We start from the raw sequence: 17,824 nt of genomic DNA, 5'->3' as shown, positions 1-17,824 counted from the left end.
GGGTGATCGCTAGTAGGTGAACGGCCAGCCCTTCCAGTAGTTCCGTATGCGGATCCAGATGCCGTAGAACCCCCGGGGCTCGGCGATCAGGAAGATGATGATCAGCAGCCCGTAGAGGATCCCTTCGAGCTGGAAGACGTTGAGCAGTCCTCCCCCGGTCACCGAGGTGCTGACGAAGGGCACCACATGGGCGATCTCGATGGCGAGCCGGCCCAGCACGGTGATGAACAGGGCGCCCATGATCGACCCGGAGATGGTCGCCACTCCGCCGATGAGCACCATGGCCAGGAACTGCACGCTGAGCAGCAGGTCGAAGGAGCTGGGCTCGATGACCCGGACCACGCAGTAGTACAGCGCCCCGCAGATCCCGGCGTAGAACGAGGACAGGGCGAAGGCCAGCACTTTGTGGGCGGTGAGGTCCACCCCGATGACGGCCGCGGCGACGTCGCGATCACGGATCGCGGCGAAAGCCCGGCCGACCCCGGAGCGGGCGATGTTGCGCGCCGCCACGGCGAAGATGATCAGGAATATCAGGGCCACCACGAACAGCTGCTGGTCCCGGGACCAGTCCAGGCCGGGGAAGCCGCCCGCCTGGGAGGCGTTGATGCCGAAGAGCTCCACGTCCGGGGCGCGACGCCCCACACCGGGGCCGCCGGTGAAGGTCCGTGCCTCCCGGAAGATGTGCAGCCCCAGGAACACCAGCCCCAGGGTGACGATCGCCAGGTAGAGCCCGCGCAGCCGCACGGCCAGCGGCCCGACGAGCAGCCCGGCGGCGGCGGCCGCCAGTCCGGCCGCGGGCAGCCACACGTACATCGGCATCCCGAACCCGAGCAGCCGCCCGTCCGGGTCGCCTCCGATGACGGCGGCAGTGAAGGCGCCGAGGCCGATGAAGAACGCATGCCCCAGGGAGACCTGCCCGGCGTAGCCGGTGACCAGGTTCAGTCCGATGGCGCCGATGGCGGCGAACATTCCCAGGGTGAGGATCTGCAGCAGGTCATCGGTGACCAGCAGCGGTGCGCAGAACCCCACGAGGATCATCACCAAGGTGGATCGACGTTTCGCCGGGGTGTTCAGCAGCGCCATCTCCTGGGCGTAGGAGGTGCGCAGCCGGGGACGTCCCCGCGGCGGTCGGGGGCCGCGGGATGTGTGACCGGTCGAGGTCGTCGTCATACTCGCTCCACCTCCTTGGTGCCGAAGAGTCCATAGGGTCTGATCAGCAGCACCAGGAACATCAGGGCGTAGGGCGCCACCAGGGAGAAGTTGGAGCCGAGGAACGGCATGTAGGTCCCCTGGTAGACGGCGGTGATCTGTTCGACGACTCCGATGAGCAGTCCGCCGATCACCGCTCCCTGGAGACTGTCCAGCCCACCGATGATGATCGCGGGCAGCGCCTTGAGCGCGATGACCCAGGTGTCCTGCTCGATGCCTCCGGAGCCTGTGGCGATGAAGGTGCCGGCGATGGCGGCCAGCCCGCCGGCGATCGCCCAGGCCAGGGCGAAGATCGCGCCGACCCGCACGCCCTGGGCGGAGGCGGTCTCCTGGTCCAGGGCCGTGGCGCGCATCGCCAGTCCTGCCTTCGCGTACCGGAAGAACAGCGCCAGCGAGACCACGGTGATCAGTGTGACCACGATGATGGTGACCTGCCGGTGGCTCAGCGCCACCCCGAGCAGCTCGTAGCGCTCCCCTCCCCCGGGGAACCGCAGGGCCCGGGAATCGGCTCCGATGTACCGGTTGGCCAGCACCCGCAGCACCACGTCCACACCGATGGTGATGATCGCCAGGGTGAACACCGGCTTGCCGACCATCGGTCGCAGCGCCAGCCGCTCGATGAGCATGCCCAGGCCCGCACCCAGCAGAACCGCCACGATCATGGACGGCCAGAAGGGCCAGCCGAGGATGCCCGAGAGGTGATAGCTGAACAGCCCGCCGCACACCATCAGCGCCGGCTGGGCGAAGCTGATCACATGAGTGGCCTTGTAGATGATGACGAATCCTATCGCCAGCAGGGCATAGATCGCGCCCTGGGCGAGGCCCGAGGTGACGGCTTGAGCGAAGAGTGTCATCGTGCCGCCGCCTCGTGGGTCGTCTCCTGGGTCGTCTCCTCGGTCGTCTCGCCGTACATATGGGCGATCTGCGCGGCGAACTGTGCGGTGATCGCTGACCGTTTGACCTTCTGCGTGGCGGTCAGCTCGCCTTCGTCGTGGTCGAGCTCCTTGGGCAGCAGGGTGAAGTGTTTGATGGTCTCCACCTGGGCGAACTTCTGATTGGTCTCATCGACCACTCCCTGGATGAGCTCGCGCACCTCGTCCTTGGCGGAGAGGTCCCGGTAGGTGGTGAAGGCGATCCTGCGCCGCTGGGCCCATTCGCCGACAGTGTCCTGTTCGATGCCGATCAGTGCGGTGAGGTACTTGCGACCGTCGCCGATGATGATCGCCTCCTTCACGTAGGGCGAGCTCTTGAGGCTGTTCTCGATCTCCGAGGGGGAGATGTTCTTCCCCCCGGCGGTGATGATGATGTCCTTGATCCGATCGGTGATCTTCAGATGGGTGCCATCGACCCACTCGCCGACGTCGCCGGTGTGCAGCCAGCCGTCGTCGTCGATGGTCTCTGCGGTGGCGTCCGGGCGGTTCCAGTAGCCGGCGAAGGTGCCGCGATGCCGGGTGAGGATCTCGCCGGTGTGTTCATCGATGCGCATCTCCACGCCGGGTTGGGGCTCTCCGACCGTGCCCAGCACGACCCTGCCGGGCATGTTGGCCGAAGCCATGGCCGCGTTCTCCGTCATCCCGTACACCTCGTGCATCGGCACTCCGATGCCCATGAAGAACTTCAGCACCTCAGGGGCGATGGGCGCGGCACCGGAGGCGGCGTACCGGGCGTGGCGCAGGCCGAGCCGTTCCCTCAGGGCGCGGAAGCAGGCGACCCAGCAGACCAGGTAGACCAACCGGGTGAGCACCGTGTGGCGGCCCCGGTTCTCCACCAGGGTGTCGCCGATCCAACCAGCGATCCGCATGAACATCGCGAAGGAGGTGCGCTTGAACCAGGTGGCCCCGCTCATGCGGATGTGGATGCCGGCGACGCTCTTCTCCCAGATGCGGGGGACCCCGAACACCACAGTGGGCTGGACCTCGCGCAGCGCGGTGGTGACGGTCTCGATGGACTCGGCGAAATTCACCTGGGTGCCGGATCCGGCGTTGAGCCATGTGGTGAAGCACCGTTCGGCGACGTGGCACAGCGGCAGATAGGAGACCAGCAGATCGTGGCTGTCCGCCGGTTCTCCCAGGAAGGCTCCCTCCTCGCTGGCCCGTTCGATGACGAACTCGATGTTGTCGATCGTCAGCATCGCGCCCTTGGGCTTGCCGGTGGTGCCGGAGGTGTAGATCAGGGTGGCCAGGTCCTCGGGCTCCGCAGACTCGGCGAGCGCGGTGAGCGCCTCCGGGTGCTGCGTGAGGTGCTCAGCACCCAGGGCGAGGAACGACTCCCAGCTGATCAGCCGCTCGTCGGTGTACTGTCCGGCGATGCCTCGGGGCTCGATGTAGACGATGTGCCGCAGCTCGGGCAGCTCGTCGACGATCTCCAGCGTCTTGTCCACCTGTTCCTGGTCCTCGGCGATGAGCACGCAGGATCCCGAGTCCTTCAGCAGGTGGAGCACCTCGGGGGTGGGATTGGTGGGGTAGAGCCCGACGGTCGCGGCACGGACGGCCACCGTGCCGATGTCCGAGAAGAGCCATTCCCGGCGGTTCTCACTGTGGACCGCCACCCGATCGCCGATGCCGACGTCGAGGGCGAGCAGGGCATGGCCGACGAGCACTGAGGTCTCCCAGTACTCACGCCAGGTGGTCTGTTCCCAGATGCCGAAGTTCTTCTCGCGCATGGCGACGGCGTCGGGGGTCTCCTGAGCCCGCTGACGGATGCGCAGGGGCAGCGTGCGGGTGGTGTTCATGGGGCCTCCTGCGGGTGTCTGCCGGCAGCGTCGTCAGCAGCGCCAGCAGCATCGTCGGTGCGGTCCACGTCGTCGGTGCGGTCCGCATCGTCGGTGCGGTCCGCGTCGTCGGTGCCCAGGTAGGCGCGGATGACCTCGGGGTGGGCCTGGACCTCCTCGGGGGTGCCGGTGACCAGTGGGGCGCCGAAGTTCATCGCCATCACCCGGTCAGCGAGGTCCATGACCAGGGCCATATCGTGCTCGACCAGGATCATCGGGATCTTGAGCTCGGAACGGATGTCGAGGATGAACCGGGCCATGTCTTCGGTCTCTTCGCCGTTCATGCCGGCCACCGGTTCGTCGAGCAGCAGCAGCCGCGGCTCCATGGCCAGGGCCCGGCCCAGTTCGATGCGCTTCTGGATCCCGTAGGGCAGCATGCCCACCGGCAGATCCCGGTAGCCTTCGATCTCGAGGAAGTCGATGATCTCCTCGACCTTGCGACGGTTGGCGAGCTCACTGCTGCGGGCCTTGCCCCACCAGATGATCGAGTCCCACCAGCGGTAGTTCAGATGGTGGTGACGCCCGAGCATCAGGTTGTCGGCGACGGTGAGATTCTCGAAGAGCTCGATGTTCTGGAAGGTGCGCGCCATGCCGCGCTGGGCGATGGTGTGGGGGCGGGCTCCGAGCAGAGACTCCCCGCCGAAGCGGACGGTGCCCTTCTGCGGCCGGTAGACCCCGGAGAGCACGTTGAAGATGGAAGTCTTGCCTGCCCCGTTGGGGCCGATGATGGCGAAGAGCTCCGCCTGGCGGATGCTGAAGCTGATCCCGTCCAGTGCTTTGACCTGGCCGAAGCTGAGCTCCACGTCCTGGACCGCACAGATCTCCTGGGTGTTCATGAGAGCCACCTCTTCCGGCGCTTGTAGTGCTTGAGGTCTCGGTAGGAGGTCGCCAGCTCGCCGCGGCCCAGGTAGAAGTCCCGGATGTCGTCGTTCTCCAGCAGCTTCTGGGCGTCGTCGTCCATGACGATCTTTCCCTGCTCCATCACGTAGCCGTGGCTGGCGATGGACAGCGCCATCATGGCGTTCTGCTCCACCAGCAGCACGGTGGTGCCACGTTCCTGGTTGACCTGGACGATCAGGTCCCGGATCTGCTGGATGATCCGTGGCGCCAGCCCGAGGCTGGGTTCGTCGAGCAGGATCACGTCGGGCCGGGCGACCAGGGCGCGGCCCATGGCCAGCATCTGCTGCTCTCCCCCGGAGAGGTAGCCGGCGGTGCGTCGGCGCCGCTCGGCCAGCACCGGGAAGAGCTCGTAGATCTCCTCGATGGAATCGGTGAGGCTACCCCGGCGGGTGTGACCTCCGATGCGCAGGTTCTCCTCCACCGTGAACTCGGCGAAGACGCGGCGACCCTCGAGGACCTGGCCGAGCCCGGCGGAGACGATCCGGGAGGCGTTCCAGTGTTGGACGGCCTGGTCGCCGAGCTGGATCTCCCCTTTGGTGACCTTGCCGTCGTGGATGTCGAGAAGTCCGGAGACGGCACGCAGCAGGGTGGTCTTGCCGGCTCCGTTGGCTCCCAGCAGTGCGGTGATCTTCCCCAGTTCGGCGGTGAGGCTGACTCCTCGAAGGACTTGGATGACGTCGTTGTAGACGACGTCGACGTTCGTGACGGTCAGCACTCGGCCTCCCGGCAGTCGAGGCGCCGCAGTATCTGAGTGATCATGTGTCCCCTCTCGTGCACTGATCATGTGGGAGCTGAACATAGCACCTCGATGTGAGCCCCGTCACAGATGTTACCGAGACGTAATCTACTTTTCAGTATCTGGTCAGGAATGCATCGGACACTTACCCGCGGAAGCTGTAGGGTTCGGGCACACCACCACACACGACGACGGCGGGCAGGCGACCTCCTTCGGTCACCCACCCGCCGTCGTCGTGTACGTCCTCCGGGACGCTCAGTCCACCGCGACGAACACGTCGTCGGCGAACATCCCCGGCGACACCTTCAGCACGCCGTCCTCCACGCCGTCAGTCGGCACGTGGAGTGCGATGTTGCCGGTGGTGGAGGCGCCCTCGTACAGCGTGCTCATGGAGTCGAAGCTGTCCGGCTCCACTGCGCTGCGGTCATGGGAGGCGAACGTGTTCCCTTCCGGAGACACGTAGCTGACGCTGACCATCGGCATGTCTCCCTCGGGGTCGTCACCGATGTACTGGACGCTGAGGTTGACCAGGATGTAGGTGTGCCCCTCCTCGGGGTCCTCGTTGAACTGGTTCTCCTCCAGCACGGCGGCGGTGGCGTCCAGGTCCACGCTGTTGACCGTCACCGCCCAGTCGGAGGTGGTGATCTCCGAGCCCAGCGGGTAGGGGTTCGCGCGGGTGCCCTGCTCGGCGTCGTCGTCGGCACCTGCTGCGGGGGCCTCGTCCTCCTCATCAGATGCCGCGGCGGCGTCTGCCTCCTCCTCGGAGGTCGCCGCGTCCTCAGTCTCAGAGGCGGGCTCGCCGTCGTCGCCCTCATCCTCCTCCGGCGCGGAGACGGTGGTCTCATCGGTGAAGGCGTCGTCGAAGGCGTCGGCCACCACGGCGAAGAAGACGATGACCCCGATGACGGTGCCCACCACGGAGACGATCAGCCCGGCGATCCCGGCTCCACGCTTCTTCCCCTTCAGGAACAGGGACACCAGCGCCAGGACGAAGGCGATGGGCAGCAGCACCCATCCCAGGATCAGCGCGCCCGGCACACAGGCGAAGATCGTCCCGAGGATCGCGGTGACCAGTGCGATGATCCCGACGATGTTCCGGCTCGGCCCAGCCTCGACGGCTGCGGGTCCGGGTTCGGCTCCGGCTCCGGGTCCGGCTCCGGGTCCGTGTCCGGGATGGATGGAAGTCATGGCTCAAACCTGCTTTCTTCAGGGAACTGCGAGTGCTGCACGATGTGCTGATTCGAGCCTGTCGAAATCCGCACCCCCTCGGCACCGCTGATCAGGCAGACCGCGCTGCCCGATCGGGCACACTGACCTGCCGGATCCGCCGTGTCCACATGTCAGAGCGCCTCCGTACACTGGCGGCATGTTCCCCCGAACCTGGCCCCGGATCGTGCGCCTCGCCCTCTCCGGCATCGTCGTGCTGGTGATGATCGGCACCGGGCTGCTGGTGACGGTGGCGACGGCGATGACGAACCCGGGGTACACCGACCCGGCGACGGACGAGCCGACCACTCTCGGCGCCATCATGGCCGGACTGGGGATGCTGGCGCTGCTCACGCTGCCCGTCTACCGTCGGCTCCCGCTGGTGCCGATGATCACCGGCACCGTCGTCGCACTGCTGCTGCGCCTGGACCCGTTCGTGCTCGCCGTCGGGCTGACCGTGTGGATCGTGCGGGCCGAACGCCGCTGGCACTGGGCGGTCGCCGCCGCCGGATTCGCCGTCATCCTGATCTGCGCGGGCCTGCACCTGCACGCCCTGTCCGGCTGGCCGGACCCGGACTACCGACGCACCGGGCAGATCCTGGTCGCCGTCGTCACGGTCCTGTGCCTGGGGCTGGTGCTGGGGATCTCCCTGGGCGTGCGGCAGCGCCGCACCGCCCGGGCGGCCGAGGCCCACGCCCGGGCCGCCGAACACAGCAACGAGCAGCTCACCGAGCAGCTCACCCGTCAGCAGGAGCGGCAGCTTCTGGCCCGTGAGGTCCACGACACCTTGGCCTCCGACCTCTCCGGGCTCTCCCTGCATGTGGGCGGCCTGGAGAAGGCCGCGCAGAGCACCGGCGACCCACGGCTCGGTGACGAGCTGCGCACCACCCGCCACTATGCCGACCGAGCCCTGACCAACCTCCGCGCCCTGCTCACCTCCCTGCGGGAGGGCGGAGCCGGCGACGACGCCCCAGCACCCTCCCCTCAGGGTGTGGCCGATCTGCAGGCCCTGTTCGCCGAGGCCGCGGCCGGCGGCGTCGACGTCCGCCCCTTCGTGCTCGTCGATGGTTTCTCCACAGCCCCAGACGCCCTGCAGCACGCGGTCCGCCGCATCCTCCAGGAAGCCCTGACCAACGTGCTGCGGCACAGCAGCGACCGCACCGCGGAGATCAGCCTGACCGGCGGTGAAGGCCAGGGGATCGAGCTGCGGGTCACCAACCGGCTCCCGGAGCAGCCCCGCTTCACTGCCGGCTCCGGCACCGGCCTGGTCGGCCTCGAGGAACGGGCCCGGGCGCTCGGCGGCACAGTGGAGACTCATCAGCACGAGGGCCGCTTCATCCTCACCGTCCAGCTGCCCTGGCCTCCGCCCGAGGCCGCCCAGCCACCCGGCTGAGCCCCAGCCCGTCCCCCGCCTCTGACCTGGGGATCCCCCGTCGTGTCAGACCCCAGTTGGTAGACTTCCGGCGTGATGCTCTCCGTGGTGATGGTCGACGACGACGCCCTGGTCCTGGGCTCGTTGCAGAACATCCTGAGCGGCGAGGAGGACATCGCCGTCGTCAGCACCGCCCCATCCGGCGCGGAGGCGATCGACGCCGTCCGCACCCACCGTCCCGACGTCGTCGTCATGGACCTGCACCTGGGCGCAGGCATGGACGGCGTCGAGGCCATCCGGCGGATCCGCGAGCAGCTGGCCCCTCCTGCCGTCCTGGCGGTGACCGCCTTCGGCACGGACACCCACCTGCATGGCGCCCTCGACGCCGGGGCCACCGGCTTCCTGCTGAAGGACGACGCCACCGAGTTCCTCGCCACCGCCCTCCGCATGGCCCACGAGGGCGACCCGATGATCTCCCCGGCGATGACCTCCCGGCTGGTCGCCAGCTACGTCGGCCCGCAGACGGAGCCGGTCTGCGAGGCGGCCCGTCGACGCGTCAGCGGACTCGCCGAGCGCGAGATCGCCGTCGCCCGGCTGATCGGTGACGGCAAGACTTATGAGGACATCGCAGGTGAGCTGTTCATCTCGCCGAGCACCGTCAAGAGCACCCTGGCCAGCGCGCGGGCCAAGATCGGGGCGGACACCAGCGCCCAGCTGGCCGTCATCGTCGCCCAGGCCCGGCTGGATCTGAACGGACTGGCCTGACGACACAGCCATGACACCGCCCTCTGGTTGAATGGTGCCCATGTCTGAGACCACCACGATTCCCGCTCCCCCGCAGGCGAAGAAGGTTCCCACCACTCGCACCCACCACGGGGACACTGTCACCGATCCCTACGAGTGGCTGCGGGACAAGGAGTCCCCGGAGGTCATCGATCACCTCACCGCGGAGAACCGCTACACCGAGGCCGTCGCCGCGGGCCAGGAGACGTTGAGGGAGGCGATCTTCGCCGAGATCAAGCACCGCACGGTGGAGACCGACCTGACCGTGCCCTCCCGGCGCGGCGGGTTCTGGTACTTCACCCGCACCATCGAGGGCGAGCAGCACCCGGTGTACTGCAGGATCCCAGTCGGCGCCGTGCCCGCGGGCGACGATTCAGACTCCCTGGCGGCGTGGACCCCGCCCGAGGTGGAGCCCGGCGTCGCCCTCGACGGTGAGGTCACCTACTTCGACACCAACGCCGAGGCGAAAGCGCATGCCTTCTACCAGCTCGGCGGGATGAGCATCGACGAGTCCGGCCGGCTGCTCGCCTACTGCGAGGACACCACCGGCGACGAGCGGCACACCCTGCACTTCCGGGACCTCACCACCGGGAAGAACCTTCCGGAGACCGTCGCGGACGTCCACGGCGCCGCCGTCCTGGATCCCACCGGGTCGCGGGCCTACTACATGGTGGCTGATGAGACCTGGCGCCCCTGGCGACTCTATGTCCACACCCTGGGCACCGAGTCCTCCGACGACCGGCTGCTGCTGGAGATCACCGATGAGCAGCTGTGGACCGGGTTCGGCCTCTCCTCGGACAAGCGGGAGCTGATCATCGTCTCCGGCAACTCGGAATACGACGAGACCCGCCTGTTGGACCTCACCGACCCCGACGCCGAGCCGGTCCTGCTGATCTCCGCCGAGCGCCGGCTGCTGCACAGCGTGGACCCGATCGAGCTCGACGGCGAGCGGAAGCTACTGGTCACCCACAACGCACACGGTCCCAACAATGCGCTGAGCCTGACCACCGCGGAGGCGCTGGCCGCCCAGGACTCCGACGACGAGCTGGACCTGGGCCGCACGGTCCTCCCCCACGAGGACACCGTGAAGCTGGAAGGTGTGGCCGTCACCGCCGCGCAGGTGCTGGTCAGCGCCCGACGCGACACCGTGGAGTCCGTGCAGATGCTCTCCCTGGACACGCTGCGCAGCGTCCGCGACGGCGGCGCGGCGGTGCCGACGTCGTCGCTGCCCGGCCCGCGGTTCGAGGAGGAGCTGTTCACCTGCGCGGTGACCTCCGCCGAGCACGAGGCCCCGCTGTTCCGGGTGCTCTACACCTCCTGGTTCACTCCGCCGCGGATCTATGACATCCCCCATCCCGCCGCCTCCGACGACGGCGGGGACACCGCCGCCCCCACTCCGATCCTGCGCCGCGAGACCCCCGTCAACGACGTCGACCTCTCCGCCTACCGGGCCACTCGGATCTGGGCCCCCGGGGAGGGCACCGCGCCGGACGGTTCGCCGGTGCAGATCCCGGTGACGGTGATGCACCACCGCGACGTCGCCCCGGACGGCACCAACCCCACCCTGGTGTACGGCTACGGCTCCTATGAGATGAGCATGGATCCGTTCTTCGGAATCCCTCGGCTCTCCCTGCTCGACCGCGGGATCGTCTTCGCCGTCGCCCATGTGCGCGGCGGCGGGGAGCTGGGCCGCTGGTGGTACGAGGACGGCAAGAAGCTGGCCAAGACGAACACCTTCACCGACTTCCTCTCCGCGACCGACCGGCTGGTGGAGGCCGGCTGGGCGGACCCGGCGCGCATCGCCGCCTTGGGCGGCTCCGCCGGCGGGCTGCTGATGGGCGCGATCGCGAACATGGCGCCGCAGAAGTACACGGCGATCGTCGCGCAGGTGCCGTTCGTGGACAACCTGACCTCCATCCTGGACCCTGACCTGCCGCTGTCCGCCCTGGAGTGGGAGGAGTGGGGCAACCCGATCGAGGACCCCGAGGTCTACGCGTGCATGAAGTCCTACTCCCCCTATGAGAACGTCCGGAACACCCGCTACCCGGCGATCGCCGCAGTCACCAGCCTGCATGACACCCGGGTGCTCTACGTGGAGCCGGCCAAATGGGTCCAGCGGTTGCGCGAGTATCAGCAGGGTGAGGACCCGGTGCTGTTGAAGATCGAGATGGACGGCGGCCACGGCGGCGCCTCCGGCCGCTACGAATCCTGGAAGGAGCGCGCCTGGGACTACGCCTTCCTGGCACACCACCTGGGCGCGGCCGAGCGGCGGTTCTGATGGGCGAGGTCATCACCGTCGAAGGGCCGTGGACGGAGCATCCCCCGATGGTCCGGGTCTACGACGTCGAGAACTCCGGCGGGTGGGATCACGAGTTCTACACCGCGCTCATCGAGGAGACGGGCGCCCGGAGGATCAGCGACATCGGCTGCGGCACCGGGGTGCTCGGCGTCGAGCTGGCCCGCCGGGGCTTCGAGGTCACCGGGGTGGACCCCGCGGCGGCGATGATCGAGGCCGCCCGCACCCGCCCCGGGGGTGAGGCCGTCACCTGGATCCACGGCACGGCGGAGCAGCTGCCGAGCGGCTGGGCGGACTTCGCGCTCATGGAGGGCCACGTGGCCCAGTACTTCCTGCCCCGATCGGCCTGGGACGAAGTGCTGCGCCATGCCCACCGGACCCTGGTGCCCGGCGGCTGGCTGGCCTTCGAGTCCCGGAACCCGGAGGCGATGGAGCTGGACGCCTGGGACCCCGAACACACCCGAGAGACCCAGCCGCACCCCGACGGCGGCGAGTTCACCTCCTGGGTGGAGCTCGCCGGGGTGGACACCACCTCCGCCGACGCCGTGACCGACGGACCGCTGATCACCCACCGCGGCCACACGGTGCTGCCCGACGGTCAGCACCTGGTGGTCCACGAGACCCTGCGCTACCGGAGCCTGCCCACCCTCGTCGAGTCCCTGGGGCAGGCCGGCTTCGTGGCGGTCGAGGTATGGGGCGACTGGGACCGGGAGGAGCTCACCCCGGACTCCCCCGAGATCATCGTGCTGGCGCAGAAGCTGCCGGACCCGCCGAGTGAGGAGCCGCCGGCAGCCGGATGACGAACCGGGTGCGGCCCGGACGGGACTCGCAGCGGATCGTCCCCCGGTGGGCATGGACGATCGCCGCGCAGATCGCCATCCCCAGGCCGGTGTTGCCCTGGCCGGCGTCGGCATCGCCGCGGCTGCGAGCGCCGTCGCCGCGCACGAACCGGTCGAAGATGCGTGGCCGCAGCTCCGGCGGGATGCCGGGGCCGTCGTCCTCGACGGCCACCTCCACGGCCTCAGGCCCGTCCGCGCGCAGTCTCAGGGTCACCGCGGTGCCCTCCGGGGTGTGGTCCTTCGCATTGTTGACCAGGTTGGACACCACCTGGTGCAGCCGGGCGGCATCGCCGCGCACCGTCAGGTCCGCAGCGCCCTCGGGCAGGTCGATGTGCCACTGATGCCCTGGGGCGGTCAGCTGGGCGTCGGCGGAGACGTCCACCAGGATGCGGGCCAGCTCCACGGGTTCGTCGGCCAGCGGCACCCCGGAGTCCAGGCGGGCCAACAGCAGCAGGTCCTCCACCAGCAGCCCCATGCGCTGCGATTCGGAGCGGATCCGCTGGGAGGAATGCCCCAGCTCCTCCGGCATCTCCGCCCGCCGGCGCTCCATCAGTTGGGCGTGGGCGCTGATCGCCGCCAGCGGGGTGCGCAGCTCGTGGCCGGCGTCGGCGATGAACCGGCGCAGCTGGTCCTCGCTGCGCTGCCTCCGGCCGATGGCGTCCTCCACATGGTCGAGCATCCGGTTCAGCGCCGCACCCACCTGCCCCACCTCAGTGCCCGGGGACGTGTCCTGGTCCTGTACCCGGCTCGGCATGGAGACGGTGCCCTCGGCCAGCGGGGTCTGCGACACCTGGGAGGCCGTACGGGCCAGCCGCTCCAGCGGGCGCAGCCCCAGCCGGATGATCCATCGCCCGCCCAGGGCCGCCAGCGTGACCCCCAGCAGCCCCACCACGGTGAAGGACAGGGTCATGTCCCGGATGGTCTGATCCACCTCGGACAGCGACTGCCCCACCACCACCTGTCCGCCGTCGTCGAGCGCGGCCGAGGTGACCCGGTAGGAGCCGTGCTCGCTCAGCTGGATCGTCTCAGCGTCGGGCTCCAGTCCGGCACCGTCACGCAGCTCTCCGCGCTCCGCGTCCGAGAGTGGGGAGACCACGCCGGACTCGTCGGTCAGCTCCGCGACGTCGTCGACGCCGTCGGCCTCGATGATCACCACCGAGCGGGCCCGCATCCGCGGGATCTCCTGGCTCTCGTCCTCCACCGCGGAGCGCTGCGCCTCCAGCACCGTCTCCAGCTGGTCGTCCACCCGGTCCAGCACGGTGTGCCGCTGCACCGCGACCGTCACCACGCCGATCACGCCGGTGGCCACCACCAGCAGCATCACGATCCCCGCCACCAGCTGGCGGCGCAGCGGCCACCGGCTCAGCCGGCGCTGGGTCCGCTCACTCATCGGCGGCCCGGATGGAGTAACCGACCCCGCGCAGCGTGTGGATCATCGGCGAGCCGAGCGCGTCGATCTTGCGCCGCAGGTAGGAGATGTAGAGCTCCACCACCGACGAGCGGCCGCCGACGTCGTACTGCCACACCGCGTCCAGGATCTGGGCCTTGGACAGCACCTTGCGCTGGTTCTCCATCAGGTACCGCAGCAGGGAGAACTCAGTGGCGGTGAGCTCCACCGGCTGGCCGGCCCGGGCGACCTCATAGGTGTCCTCGTCCAGGACGAGGTCTCCGACCACCAGCACCGAGGACTCCTCCGCCACGTGCCGCATGTGCCGGCGCACCATGCCCCGCAGCCGCACCACCACCTCCTCCACGGAGAACGGCTTGGTGACGTAGTCGTCCCCGCCGGAGGTCAGCCCGGCGATCCGATCGGCGACATCGTCCTTGGCGGTGAGGAACAGCACCGGCACGTCCTCTCCGGAGGCGCGCAGCCGACGGACCACCTCGAAGCCGTCGATGCCCGGCATCATGACGTCCAGCACGACGACGTCGGGGCGAAGCTCCCGCACCGCGGCGAGTGCGGCCTGGCCGTCCCCCACCCGGCGGGGCTCCCATCCCTCGGCGCTGAGCGCCATGGCCAGGACCTCACTGAGCATCGGGTCGTCGTCCACCACCAGCGCACGGATCGGGCTGCCGTCCAGGCGGGTCATCGCATGCTCCTGACTCCCCATGGGAGCACCCTACCGGCTGGACAGGCTCTCACCATGGTGGATCCCGGAGGAGAAGTGCCGGCGCAGCGTGCGCTTCCAGGGGGTCGCCGGAAGCTCCGGACACAGCGCCGCCAGGCCGGTGCAGTACTTGGACAGCCGGGTCGGACGCACCCCCAGCTGCCACAGCATCCGGTCCGCCTGGCCCGCGCCGGAGGCCGACTTGGTCTCGACGACGGCGAGGCGCGGGGTGGTCAGGGACTCGGTGCGCGCGAGGGCGCGGGCGGCGGGATCAGCGACGTCGACGGCGTCAGCGGCGACGTCAGCGGCGACGTCAGCGGCGTCCCCCTGTCGGGTCCAGCGCAGGTCGGTGTCGATCGTCATCCGCGACGGCGGCTCCCCCGGCTCGGCGGGCGGCAGCAGCAGTGTGGTGCGCCGGTAGGCGGTGCCCAGCGACGGCACCAGCTCCTCGATCCGCGCCGGGTCCACCCCGGTGGAGGACAGGGCGGAGGCGACGTCGTCGTCGGCGGTGCCGCGGAAGCGGTCCAGTTGGACGGAGGGGTGGCTGGTGCGCTCCTTGACGGTCTCCCCGCGGGCTCCCGAGCGCTTGATCTCCAGGTAGGCCTGACCGGTGTCCACATACTGGCGGGTGCGCAGCTTGAAGCGGCGCCGGCGTCGCAGCGTGGACTGCAGATAGGAGACCCGGTCCGGGGTGTCGAAGTACAGGGACCGGTAGCGCATGGCTCGCGTCCCGGAGACCTCCAGCACCCGTGATGGGCCGTCCTGGAGGGAGCGCAGCAGCTCCTCCAGCTGGGTACCGGGGACCACGTATTTGCGGTCCACCCGGGTCTGCAGCGCGGCCTGGGCGTTGAGCTCCTCCAGAGCGATGGGGGCGAATCCGGCGGCGAGGGCGTCGATGAGCAGGCCGGGATGGGCGGCGCGGGCGAGGCTCATGCCCGGCGCTCCATCTGCGCGGCCACGGACTGCTCAGGCACGGACTGCTCGGCCACAGGCTGCTCGCTCACGAGCTGGGATGCCCCGGCCTGGACTGCCCCGGCCTGGGCTGCCCGGAGGTCGCGCGGGCGAGGGTCGGCCCAGCGCACGTTGACGGTCATGGTGTCGTCCACGAGATCGACACGCGTGATGCTCACCGAGCGGACCGGCGCGCCGATGAGCGGCTCCAGGCGGGCGCGCACTGTGTCCAGGTCGAGGTCCGCACCGTCGAGGCGCAGGGTCTGCTGGCGGGAGCGGCCCAGGACCAGCGGCGAGTCCACCAGGGCCACGGCCAGCAGGATCAGGGCGATCAGCGCGATGCCCAGCACGGGATAGATGCCGTCGAAGCCGGCGATCAGGCCGATGGCGAGGGAGGCGAAGTAGTAGGCGACCTCATGCTGGGAGATCTCGGAGGAACGCAGCCGGATGATGGACAGCACGCCGAAGAGGCCGAGACCCACCCCGATACCGATCTCCAGGGAAGACAGCACGGCGGCCACGGCGAAGACGCCGATGTTGACCACGACGAAGGCGGTGACCAGATCACGGCGGTGGTGCCGGCGGAAGTACAGGCCGAAGGTCAGCAGCAGGATCGCGGCGGCGTCGACCATGACCATCCAGAGGTGTTCCATGGGGTTCTCCTGGGATTCTCGATGACGTGTCGAGTCCCCATGGAAGGGCACGATCTTATGAACGCCCTATGAATCGGCGATGTCTGGGTCAAGAATCCATAGGGCACGCTCCTGACCCCCTGCTACCGTGTGGCCATGCCATGGTTCGCCTGGATCGTCCTCACCGCCATCATCGTCGGTGGCATCGTCGCCGTGGTCACCACACGGTCGGAGCGCGGCATCGGGGCCCCGGGCGACCGGGAGGAGCTCGAGCAGCTCAAGAAGCGCCTCGCGGAGCTGGAGAGGCGACCCGCCGCCCCGGAGGTGGAGGAGCCGCACATCCCCACCCGTGCGGAGGAGAACCTCACCGCCGAGGACCGGTGGCGCCTGGACATGCTGGAGGCCCGGCTGGAGAGCCTCGAGGGAAGCACAGGACGGACGTCGGCCGACGCCGACGACGAGCGGAACAGCGGCAAGCCGAATGACGGCGACTCCGGCGAGCCCGACGGCCTCAGCGGCGACACCAGGCACTGACGACGTCGTCGTCCAGAAGGGCCGCATAGGGGTCGCCCGAGATGCCCAACGCCTGGGCGAAGGCAGGTTCCGTCTTCATGCCGTGAGACTTCAACCCCCGCACCCGATCCCGAAGCCGTTCACCGTGTGCCTCCAACAGGCGGCGCTCTGCCACCATGTGCCGGTGCGCCCGGTGCTGAGCCACCGGCAGCGCCTGGACGAAGAGCTCCACCAGATGACCCGCCCGGCGGAAGGCCACGCACCAGGCCGCTTCTCGACTGTGCCGCCAGGCACTGAACCCCAGCTCATCGGCGAACCGATCATGCAGTCTCTCGTAAACGATGTCGATATCGTGCGCGTGGATGAGCACGTCCAGGTCAGAGCCCTCGATGTCAACACCGATCGGCAGCGTGCCCGCCAGCGCCCAGTCTTCGACGCCCGCGATGCCATCGAGCCCGAGCCCGTCCACCAACCGCTGCGCCTCCGCCAGCCGCCTACGGCTCCCCTGAGTCACAGTGCCTGGGCGTACTGCCCGTGGGGGCCCGTGCGGGCGATCGGCTCGCCGTCGAGGGCCAGCACGAAGTCCGGGGTGTCGCCGCCCTGGGGCAGCTTTTCGGTGATCTCCGGCAGCACCCGGGCGCCCTCGTTGGAGATCCACCGGGCGTGGGAGGCCCGCACCTGTCGGACGAACGACTCCCGGTCCTCCAGCGGCAGATAGGCCAGCACCGCCGAGTGAAAGACCACCGGGGTGACACCGTAGGGGACCTGGGAGAGCAGCTGGGGCAGCATCCCGTTGAGGTCGCCGCGCACCAGCGACGGCGGCTGGGACGCCACCAGCAGAGCCCCGGCGTGGATGCGGTCCAGGCGGTACTCCATGCCCGGCCACACCAGGGTCTCCAACCATTCGCGGTCTTCCTCGTGGCGCAGGTCCAACGGGTTGAGGTCCACCCCGGCCCGCCAGGCGATCTCCGGCAACGACGACGGCGCCTCGACCCCCTCCAGTCCGCAGTCCAGCTCCACCTCTGCCCGGATGGGGCCGGTCGGCTCCAGAGTGACGGGCCCGGCCGCGGTGCCATAGCGGATCGTCCAGCAGTCCGGGTAAAGCAGCAGGCCGGCCGAGGCCCCCACCTCGATGAGCGCCACCGGCCCCTCGATCTGTGCGAGCGCGAGGTTCAGCACCGCACTGCGTCCGGGCTCGTTGGTCTGGGTGCGGCGCTGCCGCATCGTCTCGGCGATGTCCTCCCAGTGGGTGATGACCTGCGGGCGGGCGTCCTCCCAAGACTTCAGCGGAGTGCCGTGGAGGCGCGCAGCGGCGAAGAGCAGGTTCGGCTGGCGCTTCTCCGGCGGCAGGCCGAGCAGGCGGTCGAGCACTTCGGTGTCCTCGGCGACCCCCAGGGCCCAGTCCTCGTACAGCACTGACACCGGGGCCGCCTCGACGTGCCCGAAGTGCCGGTAGAACTCGCGCAGATGGTCCAGGTCGCCGTCGTGTGTGATCTCCCGCATACCCAC

Annotated in this window: 17 protein-coding genes; 5 read left to right on the top strand and 12 right to left on the bottom strand. The window is 69.2% G+C overall.

Features of this window, described 5'->3' with window-relative positions:
- Positions 1 to 9: 9 nt before the first annotated feature.
- The 6 genes from ACYVKI_RS08790 to ACYVKI_RS08765 form a co-directional block, all read right to left on the bottom strand.
- Entirely contained in the window at positions 10 to 1,170 is a 1,161-nt protein-coding gene (locus ACYVKI_RS08790; RefSeq protein WP_460689977.1) for a branched-chain amino acid ABC transporter permease, read from the bottom strand.
- Positions 1,167 to 2,063, bottom strand: a complete 897-nt coding sequence (locus ACYVKI_RS08785; protein ID WP_460689976.1) for a branched-chain amino acid ABC transporter permease — start codon at positions 2,061 to 2,063, stop codon at positions 1,167 to 1,169. Before ACYVKI_RS08785 ends, ACYVKI_RS08790 begins: the two co-directional genes overlap by 4 nt.
- Positions 2,060 to 3,940: an AMP-dependent synthetase/ligase gene (locus ACYVKI_RS08780; RefSeq protein ID WP_460689975.1), complete on the bottom strand. Its 1,881-nt coding sequence runs from the start codon at positions 3,938 to 3,940 to the stop codon at positions 2,060 to 2,062. Before ACYVKI_RS08780 ends, ACYVKI_RS08785 begins: the two co-directional genes overlap by 4 nt.
- Complete coding sequence (locus tag ACYVKI_RS08775) at positions 3,937 to 4,815, bottom strand: ABC transporter ATP-binding protein (protein ID WP_460689974.1); 879 nt, start codon at positions 4,813 to 4,815, stop codon at positions 3,937 to 3,939. Before ACYVKI_RS08775 ends, ACYVKI_RS08780 begins: the two co-directional genes overlap by 4 nt.
- Positions 4,812 to 5,594: an ABC transporter ATP-binding protein gene (locus ACYVKI_RS08770; protein WP_460689973.1), complete on the bottom strand. Its 783-nt coding sequence runs from the start codon at positions 5,592 to 5,594 to the stop codon at positions 4,812 to 4,814. Before ACYVKI_RS08770 ends, ACYVKI_RS08775 begins: the two co-directional genes overlap by 4 nt.
- A gap of 276 nt (positions 5,595 to 5,870) precedes the next feature.
- Positions 5,871 to 6,803 carry a hypothetical protein gene (locus tag ACYVKI_RS08765; RefSeq protein WP_460689972.1) on the bottom strand — a complete coding sequence of 311 codons (933 nt, stop codon included), beginning with the start codon at positions 6,801 to 6,803 and terminating at the stop codon, positions 5,871 to 5,873.
- Between the two features lie 178 nt (positions 6,804 to 6,981).
- Between ACYVKI_RS08765 and ACYVKI_RS08760 the strand changes: the two genes are divergently transcribed.
- From ACYVKI_RS08760 to ACYVKI_RS08745, 4 genes are all read left to right on the top strand, one after another.
- Positions 6,982 to 8,214, top strand: coding sequence for a histidine kinase (locus ACYVKI_RS08760; RefSeq protein WP_460689971.1), 1,233 nt, complete (start codon positions 6,982 to 6,984; stop codon positions 8,212 to 8,214).
- A 75-nt stretch (positions 8,215 to 8,289) separates the two neighbouring features.
- Positions 8,290 to 8,958 carry a response regulator transcription factor gene (locus tag ACYVKI_RS08755; RefSeq protein ID WP_460690518.1) on the top strand — a complete coding sequence of 223 codons (669 nt, stop codon included), beginning with the start codon at positions 8,290 to 8,292 and terminating at the stop codon, positions 8,956 to 8,958.
- Positions 8,959 to 8,998: 40 nt separating this feature from the next.
- On the top strand, positions 8,999 to 11,254 hold the full coding sequence (locus ACYVKI_RS08750; protein ID WP_460689970.1) for a S9 family peptidase: 2,256 nt from the start codon (positions 8,999 to 9,001) through the stop codon (positions 11,252 to 11,254).
- The gene (locus tag ACYVKI_RS08745; RefSeq protein WP_460689969.1) at positions 11,254 to 12,072 is read left to right on the top strand and encodes a class I SAM-dependent methyltransferase; all 819 of its coding nucleotides are present in this window, start codon (positions 11,254 to 11,256) and stop codon (positions 12,070 to 12,072) included. Before ACYVKI_RS08750 ends, ACYVKI_RS08745 begins: the two co-directional genes overlap by 1 nt.
- Here the strand turns inward: ACYVKI_RS08745 and ACYVKI_RS08740 are convergent.
- Genes ACYVKI_RS08740 through ACYVKI_RS08725 form a run of 4 tightly spaced genes read right to left on the bottom strand, consistent with a single transcriptional unit; the run spans position 12,011 to position 15,823 of the window.
- Positions 12,011 to 13,501, bottom strand: a complete 1,491-nt coding sequence (locus ACYVKI_RS08740; RefSeq protein ID WP_460689968.1) for a sensor histidine kinase — start codon at positions 13,499 to 13,501, stop codon at positions 12,011 to 12,013. The genes ACYVKI_RS08745 and ACYVKI_RS08740 overlap by 62 nt on opposite strands.
- On the bottom strand, positions 13,494 to 14,201 hold the full coding sequence (locus tag ACYVKI_RS08735; protein WP_460689967.1) for a response regulator transcription factor: 708 nt from the start codon (positions 14,199 to 14,201) through the stop codon (positions 13,494 to 13,496). The genes ACYVKI_RS08740 and ACYVKI_RS08735 overlap by 8 nt, the downstream gene beginning before the upstream one ends.
- Positions 14,202 to 14,231: 30 nt before the next feature.
- Complete coding sequence (locus ACYVKI_RS08730; RefSeq protein ID WP_460689966.1) at positions 14,232 to 15,152, bottom strand: polyphosphate polymerase domain-containing protein; 921 nt, start codon at positions 15,150 to 15,152, stop codon at positions 14,232 to 14,234.
- Positions 15,149 to 15,823 carry a DUF4956 domain-containing protein gene (locus ACYVKI_RS08725; protein ID WP_460689965.1) on the bottom strand — a complete coding sequence of 225 codons (675 nt, stop codon included), beginning with the start codon at positions 15,821 to 15,823 and terminating at the stop codon, positions 15,149 to 15,151. Before ACYVKI_RS08725 ends, ACYVKI_RS08730 begins: the two co-directional genes overlap by 4 nt.
- Positions 15,824 to 15,958: 135 nt before the next feature.
- Between ACYVKI_RS08725 and ACYVKI_RS08720 the strand changes: the two genes are divergently transcribed.
- The gene (locus tag ACYVKI_RS08720) at positions 15,959 to 16,336 is read left to right on the top strand and encodes a hypothetical protein (RefSeq protein ID WP_460689964.1); all 378 of its coding nucleotides are present in this window, start codon (positions 15,959 to 15,961) and stop codon (positions 16,334 to 16,336) included.
- On the opposite strand, the gene ACYVKI_RS08715 is transcribed toward ACYVKI_RS08720, so the two are convergent.
- Positions 16,314 to 16,829, bottom strand: coding sequence for a DUF4269 domain-containing protein (locus ACYVKI_RS08715; protein ID WP_460689963.1), 516 nt, complete (start codon positions 16,827 to 16,829; stop codon positions 16,314 to 16,316). The genes ACYVKI_RS08720 and ACYVKI_RS08715 overlap by 23 nt on opposite strands.
- Positions 16,826 to 17,818 carry a DUF2332 domain-containing protein gene (locus ACYVKI_RS08710; RefSeq protein WP_460689962.1) on the bottom strand — a complete coding sequence of 331 codons (993 nt, stop codon included), beginning with the start codon at positions 17,816 to 17,818 and terminating at the stop codon, positions 16,826 to 16,828. Before ACYVKI_RS08710 ends, ACYVKI_RS08715 begins: the two co-directional genes overlap by 4 nt.
- Positions 17,819 to 17,824: the final 6 nt, after the last annotated feature.

The sequence above is a fragment of the Nesterenkonia suensis genome (assembly GCF_054782935.1).
The sequence above is the reverse complement of the archived record's forward strand: the minus strand, read 5'-3'. Positions and strand labels throughout refer to the sequence as shown.

Bases quoted from the DNA above. Each gene is read 5' to 3' on its own strand.
- ACYVKI_RS08745 (WP_460689969.1), top strand. From the start codon at position 11,254: ATGGGCGAGGTCATCACCGTCGAAGGGCCGTGGACGGAGCATCCCCCG.
- ACYVKI_RS08760 (WP_460689971.1), top strand. From the start codon at position 6,982: ATGTTCCCCCGAACCTGGCCCCGGATCGTGCGCCTCGCCCTCTCCGGC.
- ACYVKI_RS08720 (WP_460689964.1), top strand. From the start codon at position 15,959: ATGCCATGGTTCGCCTGGATCGTCCTCACCGCCATCATCGTCGGTGGC.
- ACYVKI_RS08790 (WP_460689977.1), bottom strand. From the start codon at position 1,170: ATGACGACGACCTCGACCGGTCACACATCCCGCGGCCCCCGACCGCCG.
- ACYVKI_RS08750 (WP_460689970.1), top strand. From the start codon at position 8,999: ATGTCTGAGACCACCACGATTCCCGCTCCCCCGCAGGCGAAGAAGGTT.
- ACYVKI_RS08730 (WP_460689966.1), bottom strand. From the start codon at position 15,152: ATGAGCCTCGCCCGCGCCGCCCATCCCGGCCTGCTCATCGACGCCCTC.
- ACYVKI_RS08740 (WP_460689968.1), bottom strand. From the start codon at position 13,501: ATGAGTGAGCGGACCCAGCGCCGGCTGAGCCGGTGGCCGCTGCGCCGC.
- ACYVKI_RS08780 (WP_460689975.1), bottom strand. From the start codon at position 3,940: ATGAACACCACCCGCACGCTGCCCCTGCGCATCCGTCAGCGGGCTCAG.
- ACYVKI_RS08725 (WP_460689965.1), bottom strand. From the start codon at position 15,823: ATGGAACACCTCTGGATGGTCATGGTCGACGCCGCCGCGATCCTGCTG.
- ACYVKI_RS08755 (WP_460690518.1), top strand. From the start codon at position 8,290: ATGCTCTCCGTGGTGATGGTCGACGACGACGCCCTGGTCCTGGGCTCG.
- ACYVKI_RS08785 (WP_460689976.1), bottom strand. From the start codon at position 2,063: ATGACACTCTTCGCTCAAGCCGTCACCTCGGGCCTCGCCCAGGGCGCG.
- ACYVKI_RS08765 (WP_460689972.1), bottom strand. From the start codon at position 6,803: ATGACTTCCATCCATCCCGGACACGGACCCGGAGCCGGACCCGGAGCC.
- ACYVKI_RS08735 (WP_460689967.1), bottom strand. From the start codon at position 14,201: ATGACCCGCCTGGACGGCAGCCCGATCCGTGCGCTGGTGGTGGACGAC.
- ACYVKI_RS08710 (WP_460689962.1), bottom strand. From the start codon at position 17,818: ATGCGGGAGATCACACACGACGGCGACCTGGACCATCTGCGCGAGTTC.
- ACYVKI_RS08775 (WP_460689974.1), bottom strand. From the start codon at position 4,815: ATGAACACCCAGGAGATCTGTGCGGTCCAGGACGTGGAGCTCAGCTTC.